32 protein-coding genes and 1 tRNA gene are annotated in these 21,028 nt (G+C 62.0%); 10 read left to right on the forward strand and 23 right to left on the reverse strand.

Annotation, left to right across the window (positions count from 1 at the left end):
• Window positions 1-70: 70 nt before the first annotated feature.
• Window positions 71-364 (forward strand): stress response translation initiation inhibitor YciH, encoded by a 294-nt coding sequence (yciH, locus tag MUG98_RS19715; RefSeq protein ID WP_098725285.1) that lies wholly within the window; start codon window positions 71-73, stop codon window positions 362-364.
• A gap of 129 nt (window positions 365-493) precedes the next feature.
• On the opposite strand, the gene MUG98_RS19720 is transcribed toward yciH, so the two are convergent.
• The 9 genes from MUG98_RS19720 to MUG98_RS19760 form a co-directional block, all read right to left on the reverse strand.
• Window positions 494-862: a rhodanese-like domain-containing protein gene (locus MUG98_RS19720; RefSeq protein WP_265109129.1), complete on the reverse strand. Its 369-nt coding sequence runs from the start codon at window positions 860-862 to the stop codon at window positions 494-496.
• Window positions 863-950: 88 nt separating this feature from the next.
• Window positions 951-1,544, reverse strand: a complete 594-nt coding sequence (locus MUG98_RS19725) for an NUDIX hydrolase (protein WP_265109130.1) — start codon at window positions 1,542-1,544, stop codon at window positions 951-953.
• Between the two features lie 113 nt (window positions 1,545-1,657).
• Window positions 1,658-2,914, reverse strand: a complete 1,257-nt coding sequence (locus tag MUG98_RS19730; RefSeq protein ID WP_265109131.1) for a cation:proton antiporter — start codon at window positions 2,912-2,914, stop codon at window positions 1,658-1,660.
• Between the two features lie 130 nt (window positions 2,915-3,044).
• Window positions 3,045-3,464 (reverse strand): DUF5809 family protein, encoded by a 420-nt coding sequence (locus MUG98_RS19735; protein ID WP_265109132.1) that lies wholly within the window; start codon window positions 3,462-3,464, stop codon window positions 3,045-3,047.
• A 25-nt stretch (window positions 3,465-3,489) separates the two neighbouring features.
• Window positions 3,490-3,939, reverse strand: coding sequence for a DUF5810 domain-containing protein (locus tag MUG98_RS19740; RefSeq protein WP_265109133.1), 450 nt, complete (start codon window positions 3,937-3,939; stop codon window positions 3,490-3,492).
• 97 nt (window positions 3,940-4,036) lie between these two features.
• Window positions 4,037-4,516, reverse strand: a complete 480-nt coding sequence (gene rimI / locus MUG98_RS19745; RefSeq protein ID WP_265109134.1) for a ribosomal protein S18-alanine N-acetyltransferase — start codon at window positions 4,514-4,516, stop codon at window positions 4,037-4,039.
• A 45-nt stretch (window positions 4,517-4,561) separates the two neighbouring features.
• A complete protein-coding gene (locus MUG98_RS19750; protein ID WP_265109135.1) occupies window positions 4,562-4,879 on the reverse strand; it encodes a DUF8026 family protein in 318 nt (105 codons plus the stop codon).
• Window positions 4,879-6,279, reverse strand: a complete 1,401-nt coding sequence (locus MUG98_RS19755; protein WP_265112492.1) for a sodium-dependent transporter — start codon at window positions 6,277-6,279, stop codon at window positions 4,879-4,881. Before MUG98_RS19755 ends, MUG98_RS19750 begins: the two co-directional genes overlap by 1 nt.
• Before the next feature lie 488 nt (window positions 6,280-6,767).
• Complete coding sequence (locus MUG98_RS19760) at window positions 6,768-7,262, reverse strand: DUF892 family protein (RefSeq protein ID WP_265109136.1); 495 nt, start codon at window positions 7,260-7,262, stop codon at window positions 6,768-6,770.
• A gap of 142 nt (window positions 7,263-7,404) precedes the next feature.
• On the opposite strand from MUG98_RS19760, the gene MUG98_RS19765 reads away from it, so the two are divergent.
• From MUG98_RS19765 to MUG98_RS19785, 5 genes are all read left to right on the forward strand, one after another.
• Window positions 7,405-7,746 carry a hypothetical protein gene (locus MUG98_RS19765; protein WP_265109137.1) on the forward strand — a complete coding sequence of 114 codons (342 nt, stop codon included), beginning with the start codon at window positions 7,405-7,407 and terminating at the stop codon, window positions 7,744-7,746.
• Window positions 7,747-8,072: 326 nt separating this feature from the next.
• A complete protein-coding gene (locus tag MUG98_RS19770; RefSeq protein WP_265109138.1) occupies window positions 8,073-8,213 on the forward strand; it encodes a hypothetical protein in 141 nt (46 codons plus the stop codon).
• Between the two features lie 58 nt (window positions 8,214-8,271).
• Window positions 8,272-8,967: a DUF7119 family protein gene (locus MUG98_RS19775; RefSeq protein ID WP_265109139.1), complete on the forward strand. Its 696-nt coding sequence runs from the start codon at window positions 8,272-8,274 to the stop codon at window positions 8,965-8,967.
• 104 nt (window positions 8,968-9,071) lie between these two features.
• Window positions 9,072-9,145, forward strand: a tRNA-Lys gene (locus tag MUG98_RS19780).
• A 1,069-nt stretch (window positions 9,146-10,214) separates the two neighbouring features.
• Window positions 10,215-11,579, forward strand: coding sequence for a site-specific integrase (locus MUG98_RS19785; RefSeq protein ID WP_265109140.1), 1,365 nt, complete (start codon window positions 10,215-10,217; stop codon window positions 11,577-11,579).
• Window positions 11,580-11,709: 130 nt separating this feature from the next.
• Here the strand turns inward: MUG98_RS19785 and MUG98_RS19790 are convergent, their stop codons facing one another.
• The 10 genes from MUG98_RS19790 to MUG98_RS25595 all read right to left on the reverse strand — a co-directional run bounded on the left by MUG98_RS19790 (window position 11,710) and on the right by MUG98_RS25595 (window position 15,917).
• Window positions 11,710-12,006, reverse strand: a complete 297-nt coding sequence (locus tag MUG98_RS19790; RefSeq protein ID WP_265109141.1) for a hypothetical protein — start codon at window positions 12,004-12,006, stop codon at window positions 11,710-11,712.
• Window positions 12,003-12,221, reverse strand: a complete 219-nt coding sequence (locus MUG98_RS19795) for a hypothetical protein (protein WP_265109142.1) — start codon at window positions 12,219-12,221, stop codon at window positions 12,003-12,005. The genes MUG98_RS19790 and MUG98_RS19795 overlap by 4 nt, the downstream gene beginning before the upstream one ends.
• On the reverse strand, window positions 12,221-12,943 hold the full coding sequence (locus tag MUG98_RS19800; protein WP_265109143.1) for a hypothetical protein: 723 nt from the start codon (window positions 12,941-12,943) through the stop codon (window positions 12,221-12,223). The genes MUG98_RS19795 and MUG98_RS19800 overlap by 1 nt, the downstream gene beginning before the upstream one ends.
• Window positions 12,936-13,763, reverse strand: coding sequence for a hypothetical protein (locus MUG98_RS19805; RefSeq protein WP_265109144.1), 828 nt, complete (start codon window positions 13,761-13,763; stop codon window positions 12,936-12,938). Before MUG98_RS19805 ends, MUG98_RS19800 begins: the two co-directional genes overlap by 8 nt.
• The gene (locus MUG98_RS19810) at window positions 13,756-13,899 is read right to left on the reverse strand and encodes a hypothetical protein (protein ID WP_265109145.1); all 144 of its coding nucleotides are present in this window, start codon (window positions 13,897-13,899) and stop codon (window positions 13,756-13,758) included. The genes MUG98_RS19805 and MUG98_RS19810 overlap by 8 nt, the downstream gene beginning before the upstream one ends.
• Window positions 13,896-14,243, reverse strand: coding sequence for a hypothetical protein (locus tag MUG98_RS19815; RefSeq protein WP_265109146.1), 348 nt, complete (start codon window positions 14,241-14,243; stop codon window positions 13,896-13,898). The genes MUG98_RS19810 and MUG98_RS19815 overlap by 4 nt, the downstream gene beginning before the upstream one ends.
• On the reverse strand, window positions 14,240-14,983 hold the full coding sequence (locus MUG98_RS19820) for a hypothetical protein (RefSeq protein ID WP_265109147.1): 744 nt from the start codon (window positions 14,981-14,983) through the stop codon (window positions 14,240-14,242). Before MUG98_RS19820 ends, MUG98_RS19815 begins: the two co-directional genes overlap by 4 nt.
• A complete protein-coding gene (locus MUG98_RS19825) occupies window positions 14,980-15,294 on the reverse strand; it encodes a hypothetical protein (protein WP_265109148.1) in 315 nt (104 codons plus the stop codon). Before MUG98_RS19825 ends, MUG98_RS19820 begins: the two co-directional genes overlap by 4 nt.
• Window positions 15,291-15,422 (reverse strand): hypothetical protein, encoded by a 132-nt coding sequence (locus tag MUG98_RS19830; protein ID WP_265109149.1) that lies wholly within the window; start codon window positions 15,420-15,422, stop codon window positions 15,291-15,293. Before MUG98_RS19830 ends, MUG98_RS19825 begins: the two co-directional genes overlap by 4 nt.
• A 330-nt stretch (window positions 15,423-15,752) precedes the next feature.
• Window positions 15,753-15,917: a toxin-antitoxin system HicB family antitoxin gene (locus MUG98_RS25595; RefSeq protein WP_425601060.1), complete on the reverse strand. Its 165-nt coding sequence runs from the start codon at window positions 15,915-15,917 to the stop codon at window positions 15,753-15,755.
• A 109-nt stretch (window positions 15,918-16,026) separates the two neighbouring features.
• Between MUG98_RS25595 and MUG98_RS19835 the strand changes: the two genes are divergently transcribed.
• On the forward strand, window positions 16,027-16,206 hold the full coding sequence (locus MUG98_RS19835; RefSeq protein WP_265109150.1) for a ribbon-helix-helix domain-containing protein: 180 nt from the start codon (window positions 16,027-16,029) through the stop codon (window positions 16,204-16,206).
• Window positions 16,207-16,209: 3 nt separating this feature from the next.
• Here MUG98_RS19835 and MUG98_RS19840 read toward each other — a convergent pair whose 3' ends face one another.
• Window positions 16,210-17,286 carry a Cdc6/Cdc18 family protein gene (locus MUG98_RS19840; protein WP_265109151.1) on the reverse strand — a complete coding sequence of 359 codons (1,077 nt, stop codon included), beginning with the start codon at window positions 17,284-17,286 and terminating at the stop codon, window positions 16,210-16,212.
• A 463-nt stretch (window positions 17,287-17,749) separates the two neighbouring features.
• On the opposite strand from MUG98_RS19840, the gene MUG98_RS19845 reads away from it, so the two are divergent.
• Window positions 17,750-18,211 carry a VOC family protein gene (locus tag MUG98_RS19845; RefSeq protein WP_265109152.1) on the forward strand — a complete coding sequence of 154 codons (462 nt, stop codon included), beginning with the start codon at window positions 17,750-17,752 and terminating at the stop codon, window positions 18,209-18,211.
• A gap of 489 nt (window positions 18,212-18,700) precedes the next feature.
• On the opposite strand, the gene MUG98_RS19850 is transcribed toward MUG98_RS19845, so the two are convergent.
• The 3 genes from MUG98_RS19850 to MUG98_RS19860 are packed head-to-tail and all read right to left on the reverse strand — an operon-like array spanning window position 18,701 to window position 19,981.
• Window positions 18,701-19,300 carry a hypothetical protein gene (locus MUG98_RS19850; RefSeq protein WP_265109153.1) on the reverse strand — a complete coding sequence of 200 codons (600 nt, stop codon included), beginning with the start codon at window positions 19,298-19,300 and terminating at the stop codon, window positions 18,701-18,703.
• Window positions 19,300-19,782 (reverse strand): hypothetical protein, encoded by a 483-nt coding sequence (locus MUG98_RS19855; RefSeq protein ID WP_265109154.1) that lies wholly within the window; start codon window positions 19,780-19,782, stop codon window positions 19,300-19,302. Before MUG98_RS19855 ends, MUG98_RS19850 begins: the two co-directional genes overlap by 1 nt.
• 1 nt (window position 19,783) lies before the next feature.
• Window positions 19,784-19,981, reverse strand: coding sequence for a hypothetical protein (locus MUG98_RS19860; RefSeq protein WP_265109155.1), 198 nt, complete (start codon window positions 19,979-19,981; stop codon window positions 19,784-19,786).
• 204 nt (window positions 19,982-20,185) lie between these two features.
• Between MUG98_RS19860 and MUG98_RS19865 the strand changes: the two genes are divergently transcribed.
• Together MUG98_RS19865 and MUG98_RS19870 are read left to right on the forward strand one after the other, a co-directional pair.
• Entirely contained in the window at window positions 20,186-20,422 is a 237-nt protein-coding gene (locus MUG98_RS19865; RefSeq protein ID WP_265109156.1) for a hypothetical protein, read from the forward strand.
• A complete protein-coding gene (locus tag MUG98_RS19870) occupies window positions 20,415-20,666 on the forward strand; it encodes a hypothetical protein (protein WP_265109157.1) in 252 nt (83 codons plus the stop codon). Before MUG98_RS19865 ends, MUG98_RS19870 begins: the two co-directional genes overlap by 8 nt.
• Window positions 20,667-21,028 lie beyond the last annotated feature (362 nt).

A 21,028-nucleotide genomic window follows, 5' to 3' on the forward strand; every position in this document is an offset into this window, starting at 1 on the left:
AAAAAGAACCGCGCGACGGCGTGTGGGTCCCGATAGTGTTTAATATGCCCATTTCGTACGGTCGAACGTAATGTCGGAAGTCTGCTCGACGTGCGGGCTGCCCGAGGAACTCTGCGTCTGCGAGGACGTGGCCAAGGGCCAACAACAGCTCAACATCCGCATTGACGAGCGCAGATACGGTAAAGAGGTAACGATCGTTGAAGGATTCGATCCGAAGGACGTCGATCTCGACAGTCTCTCGTCGGATCTCAAGTCCAAGTTCGCCTGCGGTGGCACCGTCGAGGACGACCACATCGAACTGCAGGGCAACCACACGGGCCGCATCGAAGAGTTCCTTCGGGACCGCGGCTTCAACGTCGCCTGATGCCCGCGATGATCTGAGACGACTTCCGAACCACGGCCGTCTACGCATCACGACGCGACCGATTTCCGTTCTTCGGCGACCGACGCCCGCGGAGCCGCTGGCTCGCCGATCGGCGAGAACAGACTCGCCCTAGAACGGCGATTCCGCGTCCGCTGTCGACTCCTCCGACGCGTCCTCGTCGGCGACGAGTCCGTACTGCAGGCCGTACTTCTCGAGGCCGCCTTCCATGCTCTCGACGCGCGCGTCGGCGGTGCCCTCGTAGGACCCGATCAGTCTGGCCGCCTGGACGCTCGCCTCGCCGTGCGGGCAGACGGTGACGATGTGGTCCGCGCCCTCGAGTTCCTCGATGCGACTCGAAAGTTCGTGGAACGGGACGTTCTCGCTGTCGGGAATGCGGCTGTGCTCGAAGCTTCGCTCGTCGCGAATGTCGACGATTCGCACGTCTGCGTCGTCCTCGAGGAGTTGCTGTACCTCCGCCGGGGAGATTTCGCCGTCCATCAGATCGTCGTTGGAACCCTGAAAGAATAAGCCCACGGGTCGGTTCTCGCTCTCGGACGCCTGCAACGCGATCGGAGCCGACCACCGGTCAGAGCAATCCGTCTTCTTTCGCCAGCAACAGCGCCGTCAGCGTCGAGTCGTTGGCCGGTTGCTCGCGGGCCCGACCGAGCGCCGCGTCGATCGGGACCGTCGTCACCGAGAGGAACTCGTTGCTGTCGAGTTCGCGTCGACCGGGTTCGAGTCCCTCCGCGTAGACGACCCCGCGATCGTGCCGGAGGACGCCGGTCGCGACGGCGAACTCCTGCAGGAGGACGGTACTCGAGGGGCGAAAGCCGGTCTCTTCCTCGAGTTCGCGCGCGGCGGCCGTCGTGTAGGACTCGCCGTCCTCGACGATCCCGGCGGGGAGTTCGAGGTGCGTCTCGCGGATCGTCGGCCGGAACTGTTCGACGAAGAGGAGGTGGTCGCCGTCCGCGCCGCCGTCGACGGCCCCGTCCCCGGTCGCCTCGGCGAGGACGCCGGCGTCGATCCGGGCCACCACGACCACCGCGGGCGGGAGGTCGGCCCAGTAGTACCGTTTCTCGGTGCCGTCCGGTTGTTCGAGCAGGTCGTAGCCCCCGTCGTACCACGGCGTCTCGTACTCGGGTACTTCCTCGCGGAGGTCCCAGTCGTCGGGTACGGTCATCGGATGGAATCTCTCGTCCCCGACTGTAATAGGTGCCGCTTCGGGCGATCGCGGAGGTCCAGAGTAGATGCTGCGTCGGGCGATCGCGGAGGTCCGCGGATCGACGATCACGATCAGGTGTCACCGAACTCCGAATCCGCATCGATGGCGACCCCGTCCGTCGAAACCAGTTCGTTCGCCTGCCGCAGCCAGTCGACGCCCCACTTGACGGTCGGCGGGACGAGCGTCGTCGTGAAGATGGCCATGAAGACGAGCACCGAGAACAACTCCTGTCCGATAACGCCCGCCGACAGCGCGACCGTGACGATGACGATCTCGACGGTTCCACGGCCGTTCATCCCGAACCCGATGACGAGACCTTCCCTCGAGGAGAGCTTGGTCGGGAGGGCGAACAGCCAGCTGCCGGCGATTTTGCCGACGAAGGCGACCACCATGACGAGTACGAGCAAGTCGAGATGTCGCGTGAACACGTCGAGCGTCAGTTCGAACGCGACCGAGACGAAGAAAATCGGAGCGAAAAAGCCCATCGCCAGATCGTAGATGACGCTGTACATGTGCTCGTAGATGTCCGGCTCGAGTTCCGACTGTCGCAGGAATAGCCCGGCGACGAACCCGCCGATGATCATGTGGAGGTCGGCGAGCGCCGCGAAGAAGGCGAAGACGAGCGCGATCACGAGCGCGATCGTGAACGCGGAGGTCTTGTCGACGAACTCGTGGTATTCCATCCACGTCTGGAGCTGTCCCCAGAGGTACGGCAGGAACCGCTCGCCGACCACCAGCGCGGCCGCGAAGAACAGCAGCGCCTTCCCTGCGACCAGTCCGAGATCCACGATCGTCACGTCACCCGTTTCGACGAAGCCCATGACGCCGGCGAACACGACCATCACGCCCACGTCCGAGAGCAGTGCGCCACCGAGGAGGACGCCCGCGATACGCGTATCGAGGATGTCCAGATCGACCAGGATCCGCGATTTCGTTGCCAGCGACGTGGCTGCCATCGCGATGCCGATGAACAGCGACTGCTCGATCGTCGCGCCGATGACCGCGCCGACCAGGTAGCCGAGACCGAAGGGGACGACGAAGCCGCCGAACGCGACCATCAGCGACTGCGGGCCCAATTCGAACAGGTCGTGGATGTCGACCTCCATGCCGACGTAGATCATCAACAAGAAGACGCCGAGTTCCGAGAGGACGTCGATCGCTTCGCCCCCGTGTAACACTCCCAGCACCGCCGGTCCGAAGACGATTCCCGCGAGGAGTTCCCCCATCAGCGCCGGATAGCCGGCCCGCTCGACCGCGAGCCCGAAGATCCACGCCAGCGTCAGCACGAGGAGGAGGTTGAGGAGATCGATACCGGCGGCTTCGACCATACCCGGCCCTACAGGATCCAGTGATAAATAGCGTCGATCGGGGGCCCGCTACCGGAACGGGACCCTGCGCACGCGCCGACGGTCACGGCCGGTCTGCGGGTGGCGATCGACAACCGCTGGGCTCCCGCCGTCAGGTCCCCGCGACGAGTTCACGATAGAGCCGTCCGAACGCCTGTCGACGCAGCGTCGCGATCGCCGCCGCCTCCTCGTCCTGAAAGGTCGCCGCGACGGCCTCGCCCTCGGGCCCGGCGTGCCAGACCACCCGTTCGACGTTCTCGTGGCCGACCTCGGTCACCGCGCCGTCGTAGACCTCGCGCCAGTCGCGGTACTCCTCGCGGGAGCCGACCTGCACTTCGAGCAGGCTCGCGAAGAGCGCATCCCGGGCCGTCTCGACGACCGCGCCGGTGACTCGCTCGTCGTACTCCTCGCGATCGAATTCCATGGCCGTCGCGACCTCGCGGACGACCGTCTGTGCCGCGGGCCCGATCGACTCGTACCGATCGCGCGCCTCGGCGGCCGACTCGAAACTGAACGTCCCCACCGTGTGCATACGCGACCAGTCGGTCGAGGGGGAGTTACGAGTTTTCGTTTCCGTCTCCGGTACCCGCGTCGCTGCCCCCCTCGCCGTCCGGACCCGCCCCGTCGTCTCGATCGGCGTCTTCGCCCCCCGACTCCGGCTTCGAGTCTTGCATCTGCCGGGTCAGTTCCCGGGCTTCCTCGAGGACGCTCTCGGCCTCGCTCGTCATCGCGCCGCGACCGGGCCCGCGGCTCTGCCTTGCGAGTTCGTCCTCGAAGGTCGGCCCGTGACCGTGGCCCGACTCGAACTCGGGCGTCTCGATCTCGGGGGCGTACTGGCTGACGATCTCGCCGAGGTCCTCGGGGCCGCGATCGGCCCAGTCGGGGGCGTACTCCTCGAGCCAGTCGCGGTGGTCCTCGCGGCCCAGCGCGGCGGTGACCGCGAGGTGGTTCGCGAGGTGCTCCGCGTCGGCCTGTTCGGCGTCGCAGACCGGGCAGGCGTATCCCATGGTCGTGACTACGAGCGGGCGGTGTAAAACGTCCCCGTCCTCGGTTCGAGGGGGACCGATCGACGCGGAACCCGGCCGCCCCGGCCGATCGCACGCGTCAATCCAGTTTCCGGAGCATCACGATCGCGTCCTCCTCGTTGTCGTAGTAGCCCGGCACCCGCCGGAGCGGTTCGAAGCCGAACTCGCGGTAGAGGCGTTTCGCGTCCTCGTTGGACTCGCGGACCTCGAGTTTGACCGTGTCGGCACCGTAGGCCCCGAGGACGCCGATCGCCTGCGAGAGGAGCGCCGAGCCGATCCCGGAATCGCGACGATCGGGGTGGACGGCGATGTCCTTGATGTGGCCCAGGTCGCGGCCGAAGTTCTCGGTCACGTCGGCGACGACGTAGCCGGCGACGCGGCCGTCGCGGGTCGCCACGAGAAAGCCGGGTTCCCCGAGGAACCGTTCGAACGCGTCGTACGGCCACGGCTGGGAGAACGAGGCGTTCTCGATGCGCACGACTGCGAGCAGGTCTGCACGTTCTGCGGGCCGGATCGACAGCCCCTCGGTTCCGTTCGAACCCGACACGGGGAGTGTCACAGGCGTGGGTACACAGCGAGCGATAAAAGAAGTACGCGTCCCGCGTCAGACCGTGTCCAGTCGCTCGATTTCGGCGTCGGACCAGTCGTAGAAGTGCCGATCGGTCTCTCTGAGTGCCTCGACGCACTCGTTGTACTGGTCGCGTGCCTCGTCGATCAGCGGATCGTCGGGGTTCTCCTCGATCCACTCGCGGAGTTCGGCGAGCGCCTTCGGCGAGTAGGTGTCCATCCGGACCTGGTGTTCGAGGATCTCGACTTTTTCTCCCTCCTGGCGCAGCGTTCGGACGAGCGCCCAGCCGGCGACGCCGTAGAACGCGATCAGGGTGAAGGCGAGCATCGCGATCACCTCGGCCGTCAGCGCCATCAGTCGTCACCTCCGGGGACTTCGGCAGTGTCCGGTTGGCCACGTCGGCCCTCGACGATCGACATGATCGCGTAGCCGATGATCGGGAACGAGACGAGCACCGCGATCCCGCCGTAGAACTCGGGGGTTCCGCGGTTCTCCCACGCGAAGTAGGCCATGATGAACAGCATCACGGCGGGGATGACGAACTTGATGACGGGGTTCCACCAGCGTCCGATGTAGACGCCGGCGTTCTGGTTGACCGTGAGCAGGCGGATCCGTTCGGGGCCCATCACCCAGCCGATGATGCCGATGATCATGAGCGTCGCCAGCGGCAGCCCCCAGTTGCCGAAGACGAAATCGAGGTAGTCCAAGACGTCCACGGAGTACGCGCTCGGAAGGCCGAGCAGCCAGATTCCACCACAGACCCCGAGCACGGTCTGGGTGCGGCTGAACCGCGTCTCCTCGGCGAGCGTCGTGACGCTCACCTCGGTGATCAGCAATCCCGAGGTGAAGGTCGCGAGGAAGAAGCCGACGAAGAACAGGATGGCGACGAAGCCGCCGAGCGGAATCTCCGGGAAGACCTGGACGAGCGAGACGAACGCCAGTCCGGCACCGGCGTCGGGTTCGACGCCGACGGCGAAGACGATCGGGAAGATCGCCAGCGCAGCGAGGATGCCGACGCTCGACTCGCCGATCGCGGTGAAGACGCCGCCACCGAGCGGGACGTCGTCGTACTCCCGCAGGTAGCTGCCGATCGTCAGCGCGATCCCCCAGCCGAGGCCGGTCGAGAACAGCGCCTGCCCGAGCGCGGCGATCCAGGTGTCGCTGTAGGTCAGGTACGCCCAGTCGATCGTGAACGCGAACGTGATCCCCTCGGTCGCCCCGGGAAGCGTCAGGCCCCGGATCGCCATGATGACGAGCGAGAACACGAGCGCCGGCACGGCGTAGACGACGATCCGTTCGACGCCCCGTCGAATACCCAGTCCGAGGACCGCGGCGATCGAGCCCATCACGACCGTGTGCAGCCCGATCATCAGCGCGGCGTTATCGAAGAGGCTGAGCATGAACGGCTCGGCTTCGAAGCCGGCCCCCGTGAAAGTGAACAGCAGCGAGTGGACCGCGTAGTACAGCGTCCACGCGATCACCGGCGAGTAGTACGACATCAGGGCGACGTTGACCAGCAAGACGACGACGCCGAGACCGACCATGCCACCGCGACCGACGACGTCGCGGAAGGCCCCGATGACGCCCTTGTTCGTGTACCGGCCGAGCGCGACCTCGGCCATCAGTCCGGGGACCGCGAGGACGAACAGCAACGTGAGGAACGCGAGGACGAACGCGCCGCCCCCGTTGTTCCCCATCACGTACGGGAACCGCCAGATGTTCCCCGCTCCGACCATCGCGCCGATCATCGCCATCAGGAACCCGAACCTGGTGCCCCACTCCGCCCGTGCCGTTTTGGTTGGAACGTCAGCCATCTCGACTCACACCGGCCACACCACCTGCAGGGCCCTATACGTGTGCTATATGCCATCAAGAAACACAGAAGTAATGACTGATTTCCGACGCCAGAGACGACACTCGAACCGTCGAGCGCTACCCAGCGGCGAATCCGGACGGACGACGGTGGCGACCGCTTCGCACCCTCTCACCGCCGAGAATCGTTCGTCGGTCCGCGATCGACGGCCCGTTCCGATCGCGATCCGTCGTCGGTCCGACCCGAAACCCCGCGTACTGGTCGACTGCAAGAATTGAGAGCGATCGGCCGGGAGCCGATCAGGACCGTCACTCGCCGTCCGCGTTCTCGTCGTCTTCGTCGTCGTCGATCGACGTCGTCGGCTCCTCGTCTTCGGTGCCGCCGTACTGGGTCTCCGCGTCCTCGTCCGGATCGTTCTCGCCCATGGAATCACTCCGCCGGGATCGCGTCCATCTCGAACTCCTCGGTGAGCGCTTTCAGTTCGTCGAGCGCGTCCTGCTCCTCGCGGAGGTTTTCTTCGAGGATATCGGCTGCCTCGTCCATTCCGAGCTGGTCCGCGAGCGGGATCAGGTTGCCGTAGGCCGCGATCTCGTAGTGCTCGGTCTTCTCGGCGGCCGCCATATTGTGGTAGTCGAGCACCTCCTGTGACGGGTCTTCCTCGGTGAACTCCTCGTATTCCTCGATTAGCCCCTCGATTCCTTCACACTCCTCTTTCTCGGGCGGCTCGCCGAACATCTCGAACACCTCCTCGATCCGATCGATGTGCCCCTGGGTCTCCTCGCGGTGTTCGGCGAAGGCGCTCGCGATCTCGTCGCGTTCGGTGTTCGACTCGAGGTCCTCGAGCGCGTCGAGTAGCTGGTGCTCGGCGTGATAGAGGTCCTCGAGGCCGTGCTCGAACAGGTCCTGGATCGTGTCCATGCTCATGCTGTGACCACGGAACTCGTTCGCCGGCCGCCAGAAAAAGTCGCGAGCCTGCGACGGCAGGTCATTCCGCGGCCGCGACTCGATCGGCGTGGCGCTCGAAGTCGGCCGCCAACCAGTCCGGACGTCACGCGAGTTCCGACGCGTGTTTCGGCAGCTACGCCTCGGCCACGTCGTCCAGTTCGTACCAGATCTGGACGCAGACGGAATCTTCACCGTCGGCCGTGGCGTCCACGACGACGAACGACCCCCCACTCGAAATCCGGCCCCGCGCGACGGCCGCGACGTAAGCGGTGGACGCGTCGACGGTATCGATCAGCAATCGATCGACGTGGCTGGACAGTCGTGCGCGCCGACGTTGACGAGAGCGACGCGACCGACCTGGCGCGCGGTCTCGGGCGCGATCCGCGAGACCGCAGCCGATCCGGAACTCGCGGACGCCCACACGCAGCTTCCCGATGAGTACGATCAGATCGTCGACGGCTGAGTCCGCGATCGCCGCCGGCCGTCGACACGTCGACGGCCGGGACCGCTCGTTCGAGCGCCACGCTTACCGGCCGTTTTTGCCGCGCCGTTCGGCCGTCCGCCCGCCGTCACGTCGGCCACCGGTCGGTGGCACGGTCCCCCGTAGCGCTACCAGGATCGACACCACCCTGCCGTGGGCGCACCACGCGGTCCGCGCTCGCAGTCCGACGGCGACGTCCGTCTCTCGTCGGCGACCGAGATAGCGGCATCAATCACCCCTACGGCCGAGTACGGGTATCGCTTGCGGGCGAAGCGGTACTTATGCACTCACCGCCCGAAGAGCGACCGATGACTGACGCAGTCGAATGCAAACCGGACCCGGGCAAGCAGGACGGAGACGAACGCGACGACACCCACCTCGACGACGTCGAGGAAGGGGCCGGCTGCACGGAAATCTGGGAGCACCTCGCCGAGCAGCGCGAGGAGTGAGCCGAGATATTCGCCACGGTAGCGACTTTTTTGCTCTCGAGGCCCGTATCCAGATCCCATGACCGACAACCGTCCCGGTGATCGACCCATCGACCGCGACGAACACGGTCGATCGATCCCGACGGACCGCGAATCGCCGGTCGGCGCACCCGTCATCCGGGGCGACGAATCGGTCACCGGTCCCCACGCCCGCGAGGCCGTCCAGTTCGATCCGACCGACCCCGACAGCGTCGCGGACGCCGCCGACACCGTCCGCCAGTTCGCCAGCGGCGACACCGCCGGCGATCACCTCTACATGCTTCGCGGTGCCGCCGCGTCGGCCGCGCTCGTCCGCGGCGAAGGGTCCTACAAGGCCGCCGCCGAACGCGCCGGCGGCGACACGACCGTCTCGTTCGTCCGCAAGTGGGCTCGCGTCCACGACCTGCCGCGATCGGTCCGAAAGCAGGTCGCCCTCGGACGGATCGCGCCGACCGCCGCCAAACACATCGCCCGCGTCGGTGGCGAAGCGCGCCTCCTGCTCGCCTGGGCGGCCCTCGACGGCGACCTCACCGTCCGGGAAGTCCGTAGCGTCGCCAGCGCCGTCAACGACGGGACGCCGATCGAGCGGGCACTCGCCGACCACGGCGTGCAACTCGGGCAACTCGAAGTCGCGCTCTCACCGGCGAGCTATCGTGATCTCCGTCGACGCGCCTCGATCGAGGGCGTCGACCCCGGCGAGATAGTCACGGCGGCACTCGAAGAGTACTTCGAGTAATCCCCGGTGCCGCGGCGGGTGCCGACACCCGTCGCTGTCACTGACACTCGCAGGCAACGAAGAAAGAAACGTTTAACCGCTACTCACCGATAGTACGAATCGCAGGGCCGGTAGCTCAGTCTGGCAGAGCGTCTGGCTTTTAACCAGACGGTCGCGTGTTCAAATCGCGCCCGGCCCGCTTTCCGTCGACGAACAATCCGGGAGTCGACAGCAACGGACCCGTAGCGATTTTGAAGTAGACGAGTCCCAGCCCCGGAAGTGAGCAACGCGAACGACCAGGACCGTCTCGGCGTGGTTCAAATCGCGACCGGCCCGCGTTTCGGTCGAATTCTGATCAGCGACAGCACGCGATGCAGGAGCCGAGTCGATCCAAAAACTGATACCACGAGGTTGTCCAGTCACTATCGATGCAGTATCCAGACGGCCGCTGTGCTGACTGTGGCGAGCGAGAATTCTCTCGGACCGATGGCTCCCTGTGGTGTCCGAACTGTGCTCGACGTCGATCGATGGAGACGGGGCTGTAGATCCGTCAGAACGTCGGTTCAGTCGCCGACACCGCGTTTGCGGTCAGTTCCTCCATCGCAACCGATCCGGTATTAGCATTAGCTCCCACGAATCCAGACACCGACGCGCGATCGGGCGGATGAACGGATAACCCAGTAGCGTTGGACACTGATCGCGCTCGAGGAGTTCGGGAGGCCAACTGCTGACTCCGGTTCAGAGAAATTGGCATCCCTAACTACTCCAGGAGAGCGGCGTCGGGTAATGTGCTTTTGGCGGTGCCAGTGCTGGGGTAGAGAACTCGCAACCCGTTTTTACCGCCGACCCCTTGCCAACGAGCAACTCCGCCACCGTTCCAAGATGCTCGTTCGGATCGGTCAGGGTCTGGGACCGGAACGTTCTCGGTCTGCTCCTCTCCGGCGGGCTCCGGATCGGGTGCAGAGACCGTGTTCTCGGCGTCCTCCTCGAGTTCGGGACGCTCGGTGATGTACTGAGGACGCGTCGATCGCGGGCCCCGAGTAGGATCGACTGGGGCTCACGCGGTCAATCCCCTTCGCTTCTACTAGAGCGGACGCTATCGCGGAATGTGGCACATCACAGTTATCGGAAAGAACGGAAACGGAAACGAGAGACGCGTTCCGACGCGTCTGGCCCCTATAATTCGGAAAGATTGTACGGAATGTGGAATAAGCCAAGGGCCGGCATCTAGCCAAACCCTTACAATCCATTGGGACATTCATGATTTCATGACAGATTCCGACCCTCGTGCGGAGGTCGATACTCTTCGCGAACGCCTCCGATCGAACGGGGAAGACGCTCGGTACGTCCAGTTCGAGGCCGATCGTCGACACCTCCTGAAGTTCTCCGACAACATCCGGCTCGTTCCCTCGGAGATCGGCGAACATCGCCATCTCAAACTCCTCCGCCACTGCACGCGGATGGCTACTCTCGCGCCGCCGCCCTCGATCGAAGAGTTCAAGGACAACGACGAGCTCGACCAGGCAGATATCACGACCGAAGAGGACGTCGAGGAACTCCTCGAGGAGAACGGTCTGCTCGGACTCACGCTTGAGTACCGCGCCGCCGCGGAGGCGATCGCCCGCTGGATCAACGACGAATACACCAACGAGCATACCAACCAGGACTACCGAACGGCTCTCCGATCGTTCGCTCGGTATCGGCTCAAACTGGACGAGCCTCCTGAAAGCGTCGACTGGATTCCAACCGGGACGAGTAACGACTTCGATCCCGTTCCGTCCGAGCGCGACCTCCTCACTCATGACGACGTCCAAGCGATGATCGAAAACGGTTCTCGAAATCCTCGTGACGAGGCACTGTTCGCAGTCCAGTTCGAGGCGGGTCTCCGCGGTGGCGAACTCTACGACCTTCGCGTCGGCGACGTCTTCGACGGCGAGCACTCGGTCGGCCTCCACGTCGACGGAAAGGAAGGTGAACGGACTGTCCACCTCATCACGTCGGTCCCATACCTGCAGCGATGGCTGACCGATCACCCGACTCCGGACGACGACCAGGCTTGGCTCTGGAGCAAGCTCTCTTCGGCCGACCGGCCCAGCTACGCCACGTTCCTGAACTACTTCAAGTATGCTGCGGAACGCGTCGACGTCACAAAGGACGTCACGCCGACCGCCTTCCGGAAGTCGAACACACGGTGGCTCATCCTGCAGAACTTCTCGACTGCTCGAATCGAAGACCGCCAGGGCCGCAAACGTGGATCCGAGCACACTGCTCGGTACATGGCCCGCTTCGGCGAAGAATCGAACGAGCGCGCGTACGCGCAACTCCACGGCCTCGAGGTCGAATCCGACGAACCCGAAGACGTTGCACCGGTCCCCTGTCCGCGGTGTGGCGAAGACACCCCCAGTGATCGAGACTTCTGTATCCACTGTCACCAGAGTCTCGACCACGAAGCGAACGAACTCGTCGACGAGGTCCGCGAAATCCTCGACGATCGATCGATCGAAGCCCCCGATCCCGAAGACCGACGGGAGTTCGTCTCCGCCCGACGAACGATCGAGGAAAAGCCCCACGTCATGGACAAAGAGGGACTTCAAGAGTTCGTCACCTCCTTATCCGAGGCGAAGTCCGAGTGAAGTACGAGCTCACAGATCCGCCTGACTTCATCGTCCTCCTGGTGCTTCTCGGCTATCCGCTCGAACAGATCCCGTTCTTCATCAGTCAGTTCGTCGGCGCAATCGTTGGAGTTCGGCGTAGTGGTTTGGCTCATTCGGGACTCACCTGTGACCGGATGTACTGCTGTTCGTCTCGCGGGCGGTTCGACAGCGGGATGCACGTTCGTAACGTGCCATCACTCTCGGCCAACAGGATCAGGCCTGTCACCTCGTGGAGCCGAGCAAACTCTGCTGGTGGCTTTATGCTCGGGTAGTCGATCGGGACGGCCTCGAGCCAGGCGACGCGCGGGTTCAGCTTCGGACGGTTGGACCGTTCGGCCCAGCGCTCGTAGGCGTGACTCGAGACACTGACCTCGGTGTATCGGGGCGACCCGGTGACTGTGCTCATGGCACGATCACTCCGTTGGCGATCGCGAACGCGGTACCGAGGACCAGCAGGCAGATCGCGACGAACGCGAGCCAGCTGATCACCGTCACCTGAGCGGACTCGTCCTCGGGACCGGCCACTGCCTCGGCTTCCTCGATCGAGGCGTCCGGACCGCGACGGTGCCGTTGGATAGTCTCCCAGTCGACAGTACGATCGGCTGGGCGCTTATGGATCATCAGCGACCACCCCTGGGGAGGTCCTTCACGTCACCGTAGCAGCCGATCGTGACCGTAATCGTCCGGGCCCGGCCGCGCGTGACACCGATCTCGTGGGCCACGTCGCCGAGCGTTTCGTTCTCTTCGACAGCAGTCTCGACGTCGTCAACGGTTACTCCATCGGGGAGCGTGATCTCACTCTCGTCGTGGTCGGGTTCGTCGACACTGTCAACGGAGACGTCTTCGGCGTCGATCGTGTTCTGGACGTCGTCGCCGGTGCCCGCCGGCGCGTCGTCCGTGGCCTCCTCCTCGAGGGTGTTCGTGTCCGGTGCCTCTGACAGAACCTCGGGATCACCCTCATGGGAGCAGCCGTCATGGATCTTGACACCGCGCTGCGTTGCGGGCCCGAATCCGCATTTGCTGCAGTGCCAGACCTCGTCACTCGCGATCGGACCATCTGAGGCTGGCTCGAGTCGTTTCACTCGGCCTTTCGCGTCTCCGTCGTGGAAGATCTCCGTCTCGTCGGGTCCGATCCTAACGGTGTACTCGGTTCCTTGACTCGTTTCGAGTACGACCGTCGCGAACAGCCAGTTGTCACCGAGCGGAACATCCCACTCGACAGTACCGGTCGCAAGCACGTCGAGCGGATCCGACCACTCATAGTAGTTTGTCTCGAGGTGTGCCCTATCGGCGTCTTCGAGTACGAACGGGTCGATTTCGGCCGTACTGACGGCGTTACTCATCGGGCATCACCTCACTCGGTGCAGCGCTCTTGCCGATCGCGATCCCATCGTCTGTCGCGACGATCGTCTCACGACGGAACACCTCCTCGAGGCCGCCGTCGGTTGCGACCTCCTGATCGATATTCTCGTCGGCCTGCTCCTGTTTTTTCGCCGCGATCAGCTTGTTGCACTTCCCGACGAGGATCTGGCGGGTGATCTCGTGCTCTTCGGTCTCGACGCGGACGATCTCCCGAAGCGTCTCGATATCGGCTCGGGCCAGCAGTCCATGCCACGAGATGAGGTCCTCGTTGTCGACCGCACGGGTGATCGCCTCCCGAACGTCGTCTTTCGTGACGCCGTCGAGTTTCCGTCCCTGATGGACGAGGTTACCCCTGCAGCCCCACCTCGAGTCTGTCTGTGCGGGGTACTCGTGAACGGTGTCGAGCACCCACTGGTAGACGTCAATCTCGCCGCCGTCGGTCGCAATCTCGTTCGCTCGTTCGAACTCGCCACCGTCGGGGATTGTCGTCTCAGCCTCGTCGTCCTCGAGGGCCCGCTTGCAGTCCTCGCAGGTGTGGGTCTGGTCGAAAAACCGCGGATCTCCCTTGAGGTCAGCGACGGGCGTCTCGAGGATCTCTCCGCAGGCCGCGACGTGGCGTGACCCCTCGAAGTACATCGACGCGTGCCACGTCTCGGCGATGTCCTGGACCCAGCAGCGGACGCCGTCACCGCCCGAATCGAAGTGGTCCGATGGCGTTCCCCAGCAATCTTCGAGTGCGCAGGATTTACAAACGCGACGGGAGGGAGACGTTCGCATCCCGCACTCTGCGCACTTACTCATCGTCATCACCCGCGGGTCTCGCGACCAGGAGATCGCCGTCGCCGTCGTCGACGAGGATCGCCCCGCCGCCGAGGTGGCCGACCGACTCCGCAACCGAGCGGTCGAGTGCACCGACGACCTCGTAGCGTGGCGTCATGCCGTCACCTCCTCACCAATCAGGTTCTCGACGTCGTCGGGGGTGAGGTGATCGCCGTCCTCGAGGTCGTCGAAGATCCCGCCGTGTTCGACGTTGTAGGCGAACTTGAACCAGGTCGTTCCGTGGAGGTCGCCGGGATACTTCTCGGCGAGCGCGTAGGCGTCGGTGTCGTGAACCTGACTGGTTTTGTTCATCCCCACGATCGCGATGTCGATGTACTCTCCAGTGTAGCCGATCTCGCCGAGGATGTGGTCCTCGCCGTCGAACCGGGTCAGCATGAAATACATGTACTGGCCGCGATCGGGCTCGTGGACGCGGACGGTCTTCGTCTCGTAGACGCTCATGCTGTCACCCGCTCGTTGTCGAGCGTCTCCTGGTCGGTTTCCTCGACATCCTCCTCGACTTCATCTTCGCCGTAGTGTGCGATTGGGACGACCTCCTCGTGGATGAACCGACCGAGCAGTTCGGGCTTCATTTCGGCGGGCTCCCAGATCGCGAGGTAGCCACTGCCGTAGATGACCAGGCGGACGAACTGGTCACGCCAGTGGGTCGTCAGCGCGACGCCGACGTCGGACTTGATCGCGTCCTTCTTGAGCGCGCCCTGGCCCCACTCGATCGAGACATCATCCATGTTGTACTCGCGCGAGGCCATCTCGACGGTGTAGTCGCGATCGGCGTCGCGCTGGTTCCGGACGAACTCGTAGGGTTTGAGCTGCATCGGGTCGATCTCCTGACCGACGCGCGTCGAGAGGTCGTTGAACGGCCAGTCCGGTTCGTGATCCTCCTCGCTAGAGTGGGTACGCTCGGCGAGGATCCAGCCCTCGCCGTCGACGTCGGCGACGAACTCGGTAGCGACCTTCTCGCTCGTGGTGACCTGCTCGACCTCGATCGCGTGGCCGTCGGTGACCACCTTCTCGCGCTGGCTGGGGACACGTCCGGCGACCATCCCCGACTGGATCGTGAGCTCGTCGTCGAGGTAGGTCTGGGTTTCCTCGACTTCGAGGGCCCGGTAGCCCGAGTTGTGGTAGTTCGCCAGCGGCTCAGCTGCAGGGTCCTGGAGGAGCGCCAGTTGGCCAGCGATCATGCTCCCACCCCCGGGAGGTCGTCGTGGCCATCGTTGGCCCAGCGCTGGAGTTTGTCAGCCCGCTCGCGAACGTGCGACCGAAGGCAGTCGGCCTCGGCTTCGCGATCATTATGCTCGCGTCCGCAGTCCGGACACTGGAACGACTCGCCAGTTGACCCCGTCTTGGTGAGACTCTTCTCGAGTTTCGCTGCGTGAATATCGCTGGCTTTCGAGGGCTGTTCTCGGACAGGCCCGTGGGTGCCAGCGAGCTTCGTCGATGGTTCGATCTCCTCGCCGTCAGGAGTGACGAGCGTAGCGTTCCAGCCCGTCATCGTAGCCCGCCTCCGTGGAAGAAGACGCCATTACGCGTTTCGGCGCGCTCGAGGACGGCCTGGAGGTAGGTACTTTCAGTACTGTCTGATCCGTTAGCGTTTTCGTCGTGGTCTGTGTTCGTAGTCATGGCTGCAGTGTATCCGGAGCGTCTATGGGCTCCGGGTGGTCTGTGTTCTGTAGCCCGCGGACAACCGGAGCGTGGTTGAGCTGGTACTTGGCGCGCTCCGGAAGTCGCCGCGAGTGTCTGGTTCTGCTGTTGGTCCCAATACGCACTAAAAGTATCCTGCCTCATTTCCGAAAGGGCAAGTATCGGTAATCGCCATCTACCGGTAGCGATAGCCGCTGTAGCCGCCGAATTACGATATCGCCGGTTCGCGTTTGAGGTCATGCGTACCGTGGACTTTGGCTGGCGAGTCGGATACTGAGGACACCCGACTCCTGCAATTTAATTGGTGAGCTATACGTCTGACATGTCTTCGTCTACTGACGACCGGAGAGTGTCGCGGACGTACTGACTCATCGACTTGTCCTGCTCGGCAGCAGCGACTCTGACATCAGTCTTCAAATCCGGATCACATCTGACGTGAATCACTGTTTCTCCGTCGTCTGTTCGACTCGACATAACTCTGTGTTACGTGTATTGCAATATAATGCTTGTGGTGCACTGGTTGCACCACATGCAACAAACACTTACCCTAGTCTTATTTGTGTTGCATTCCAACAGGGGCAACATGGCAAAACAACTCAGCGTCCGGATCGGAGACGATCTCGAGGAAGCAATGGAACTGGAAAAGGAGAAACACGAGTTCCCACCCAACGACTCTGAGATTGTTCGGGCTGCACTTCGACAATATCTCGAGGGAAACTCGAACAGTTCGGTGAGAGCGACGGCGACAATGACGGCTGATTAACTGCTACGCGGTCAAAAAGACGAAATCGAGATCAATACTCGCCTTGAGGCCGGGATCGGTCACCTTGTATCGTCGGTCTCTCGTCATCCCCTTCCGTTCGATCAGATCGTATTTTTCGAGTTTTTCCAAGTAATTCCTCACTTGACGCCAGCCCACGGGATCTCGGTGGCGATCGGCGTAGATCTCCTCACAGTGGGTATTATACGCGCTTTCCAACACCGATTTGTCGACCGTCGGCCCCAGTCGACGTGCTAACTCGTAGATCACACGGTGACTGTATGACAGACTCTTCAGATTTGCTTCACGCATTTTCACCTTCGCGCGCTTGAAGCAGTCGTCAATGTCGGCATCCGTGACCGTGTCGTTGCCACGTTTCGTCGCGATCTCCGCGGCTGCCCACACCGCTTTGATCCCGTAGCGCGCAACCCCGTTGGTCTCGTCTCCGATCCGCTTGAGTTGGTCGTTGCTGAACGCGTCATAATTCAGCCCCTTTCTGATCCGTGGTTCGAGAATCTCGACGAGTTCGTCTGTACTGTAGGGGGCGAATCGAATCGTCGAATCGATACCGAAGTTGCCGATAACGGCGTTGTTGAGATTGCCCAGCCACTCGGTGCTATCGTGAACGATAACGATAACGGAGACGCCCTCAACATCCGCTAAATCGGCGAGAATTTCGTGGTCTGCGATCGAATCTGCCTCATCGAGGACGAGAATATACGGCTTGCCGTCGACAACGCGTTCGAGCGCCGCTTTCAATCGACGTGGTTTCCAGTTCAGATGAACGGTGACATCGTCGGGGTGTTTCGCAGCGGCCTCTTTGAGGAGCATGTTCCGAGTCTTATCACCACAGTGTATTTCCGCCCACGCGGCTTCGGAATAGGCCGGTAACTTCCGGGTGAGAAAATGGCGAGTTGTAGCGGTTTTCCCTACGCCGCTAGAGCCATAGATTAGGACGTCCTCGCCTTCATATCCGTGTGTAGTCGGCCCGAGCCGTCGCGAGAGATGTTCGAGTTCGTCATTTCGATTCGGGAGCTCGGTGGGCGGCCACGAATCTGTGAAGACATCTGTTCTCGAAATCATAACAGTATAGTTCACGGACAGATGTAAAAGGAGTTCCGCGCCTCGTTTCCGAAAGACTCACCGACGAGTCAATAATAACAATCATATACCCAAACTGCGTAGGGGATCTCAGGTCTTCACGGCTCTGTTGAAATCCGCAAGTGATGATAGGTTTTAGCTGGTGTGCTGAATAGAGGGCTCAAATGCGGCACGCATCGATACCAAATTGTAGAGAAATGTTGCACACAGCCTCTGTATCTCGTACACCGGTTCGACAGTTTCTGGAGAGGTTGATCCGAGACGTGCAAGATACAGGGCGGAGTGTATCACGAGCCAGACTTGATCAACAGGAACGTGATCGCTCAGTACAGGTGAATTATGAATCGTTTTGCACATCGAACACGATCGATAGCTCTCTTGACACTGTGGCTCGCCGTCGTGTTGCCAGGGTTAGGTATATCTCCCCACCAGTCCATTCTCTACGATGCTGGAAACCGTCAGTCCAGAACAGGCGAGCCCACTTATGGAACCACGAATTACCGTCATCACGTTGGGAGTCAGCGACCTCGAAACGTCACTCGACTTTTACCACGAAGGTTTGGGTTGGCCGACGGAGGGTATAGTCGGAACTGAATTTGAAGGTGGAGCTGTTGCTTTCTTCCCGTTGAATAACGGCTTGCAGCTTGCACTTTACCCGAAACAGCAAATCGCGGAAGACGCGAACGTTGAGGAGGTAGCACCCAGTTCTACAGAATTTACCCTCGGCCACAACGTTGCGTCGAAAGAAGCGGTCGATGCCGTACTGAAGACAGCGGACGAAGCAGGCGCAGAAATCACTGACCCACCACGTGACCGTGAATGGGGCGGATATTCAGGTCACTTCCTTGACCCAGACGACCATCTGTGGGAAGTAGTCTGGAATCCACAATTCGAGATCGAAGAATAGCCATCAACTCGACGACGTGCTTCCAGGCCTCATTCACCGAGATATCCGCCTACTCCGGCTTCACCGTTGCATGAAGGCTGCTTCAACCCTCACTGATATATTCGCAGGTCTACTGATCGGCAGCTTCAGCACGAACCGCTTGGAATAAACGATGTCGGTTTGCTGCATCCATCCTCTCTATCCAGCACGCGATTCTTGACAGGAGTTGGGTGAATTCCAATCAGTCGCGTTACATCGTCCACCTATACGTAACACGACCGCCGAGTCCCCATCAACAACAGAGAGTTTCAACAGGGTCAAAATAACTATTCGCCGATCGTGATACCCGCTGTTTCAATCTCAACACCGGAAATTGGCTCTCGACCGACTTCGCGTCACGTGACCCCAGTGTGTTCCTCTTCGATCTGTCACCCGTCGCGCCCCGACGTATCGGGAACGATCTGAATGCGGCGGCAGCCGTCGACGGTCGTGTACTCGAAGCCGAGTTCGTCAATCATCCTCTTCGAGCGCCTCACAAAGTGCCTCGACGGCTCCATCGAGGTCTTCCCGGTTGCCGTGCTTGACAGCGAGTTCTGCGATCCGCGTGCCAGGTCCCCACAGTGAGGACGGTTTCAGGTCGTGGGCGAAGTCCGCGACGAACTCGTCGACGTTCTTGCCGATATTGTTCGCGATGCGCTGGAAGAACCGTCGATCCGGCGTGTCGAAGACGTCGAGGTCGCCGTCGAACTCGACGATCGTCTCGGCGAGGCCGAAGTAGGCCTGGACGTGGACGTCAATCTGGACATCCCACTCAGCAGCCTGTTCGTCGTACCGGACCTGGTCGTCTTCCTGCCGCCCGAGTAGCCTGTTGATCGCCTCCTGCTTCGGATGGCGCTTGTTCCGCAGGGCCCAGAACTCGCCGAACTCCTCGAGGGTCTCGATCCGGTAGGAAATCTCGACCTCGCCTTCAGTCCGCTCGGTCACGTCGCCGTGCTCCCGGATGATCGTCGCCGGCCCGCTGGCCTCGACGAGGAACGATCGTGGGAGTGGCGTCACCTGCTCACCTTCGAGCGCCCCTGCGACGTCGGCGCTACTAGCCTCGATCGCCATCACTCCTCACCTCCGACGTCGTGGACAGCTGCGACGCGTTCGAGCCGGCCCCGGGGGAACGCATAGCTCTTCAGCGTCTCGATCGACTTGGTCGTCCGATCGGGGTAGACGATCCCGTAGACGATGTCGGTCGGATCGAACTCGGGGTTGACGTCCGCGACGGTCTTGTTCGTACCCTCGAGTCGGTACTCGTCGGCGATGTACGGCGTCGTTTCGACGACGATCATCGTCTTCTCGTCGTCGTCCTCGGTGACGTCTTGGACGTGATCGCCGACGTGCAGCGGATCGCGATCGTCGTCGCCTGCACCGTCGGCCATGGGCAGCGGAGTCTCGGTGGGTTCGGTGTGGCTATCCTCGCCGCCGTCGGTGAGCAGGCCTTCGGGACCGGCGACTGCCTCGGCTTCGTCGATCGACGGTTCGGGGCCCCGGTACTGCTGATAGGCTGCCTCCCAGTCCGGTTTCGGGCGCGTGTTGACCTGCATTTCAGATCCCCTCCGTTTCGACGACGCGCTCAAGCGTATCGCGGACTGCGTGACACGCCGCGTTGTGGACGCCCCAGTCCGGGAGCGCGTCGACCGTCGACGTTGTCTGGGCCGCGATCGTACTTATGTCGATCCGGGTGGGTTCCGTTTCTGCCGATTCTTCCGAAATCGTTTCGTCGGTCTGCGTGTGAACACTCATACGCTGGTTGCACCAGCACGGTCGAGGGCGCTGGAACGCCCGCGGCCATCTTCTGAGGCCGACTTCCGTGCTCACTCTATAGTAGAACACTTGCGCTTGTAAAGGTTGCGAATGTAAATAGCGTTAGTCTATAGATGTCCGAAACTATATCAGCGGTCCGCCCAAACGTTGCACTTGTAAATGGCGGTGAGAAACCATAGTAGTGTGACCCTCACACCCGACGACCTGAACGATCTCGATAAACAAATTGTCGAGTACCTCGCCACAGAGGGCCGTGCGTCACCGACGTTGTTCATGCGCGCGGAGGACATCGACACCTCGAGACAGTGGGTCTCAAGCCGATTTACGCGATTGGCTGAACACGATCACATCCGCGACCTCTACGACACGGGTATCTACGAACTCGTTGAGGATCCACGCGAAGAGGTGAACGATGAGTAGTACCCAGCAGACCGACGACCGAAGCGTCGACTGGCCCGTCCACCTCGATCGGACCCCGCCTGCAGAGCGTAAATCCTATCCGAGTGATCTCTCGCTGACGCGAAAGGAGTCGTTCCAGAGCGTCGTCGACGAGCTCAAGCGCTGGGGCGCGACGGCCGTCTCAATCGAGATGGCGAGTCATCACTACGCCGACCGACCGAACATCCCTATCAGTACGACAAACCCGACGACGCCGGCGACATAGTGAACTTTCGAACTGAAGGAGAGGCTGCCGACAAGAAGTACGTCATTGCGTGCGATCAGAGTCCGCCAAACTCAATGCTAGAACGGCCGGAAGATTGCACTCTATGCTCACCGAATGCGGTTGACCGAGCGCTTCGGGGTGGTACCTTCTTGTGTTCCGTTAATTTGAAGCGCGTGATTTGGACGACCGGATCCACACCTATTGCTTCACACTGATATCTGAAATACCAAACAACTAAGACAACTGTCTGTTTACACAGCGATTACCGACTATGTTGGAAATACAGGACAGTAGATACTTTAGGGTATGGTCATGCCAATGATACGAGTAAAGGGCTGGACGAAAGAACAACTGGAGGAAAT

This window comes from Halosolutus halophilus, assembly GCF_022869805.1.
Taxonomy (GTDB): Archaea; Halobacteriota; Halobacteria; order Halobacteriales; family Natrialbaceae; genus Halosolutus; species Halosolutus halophilus.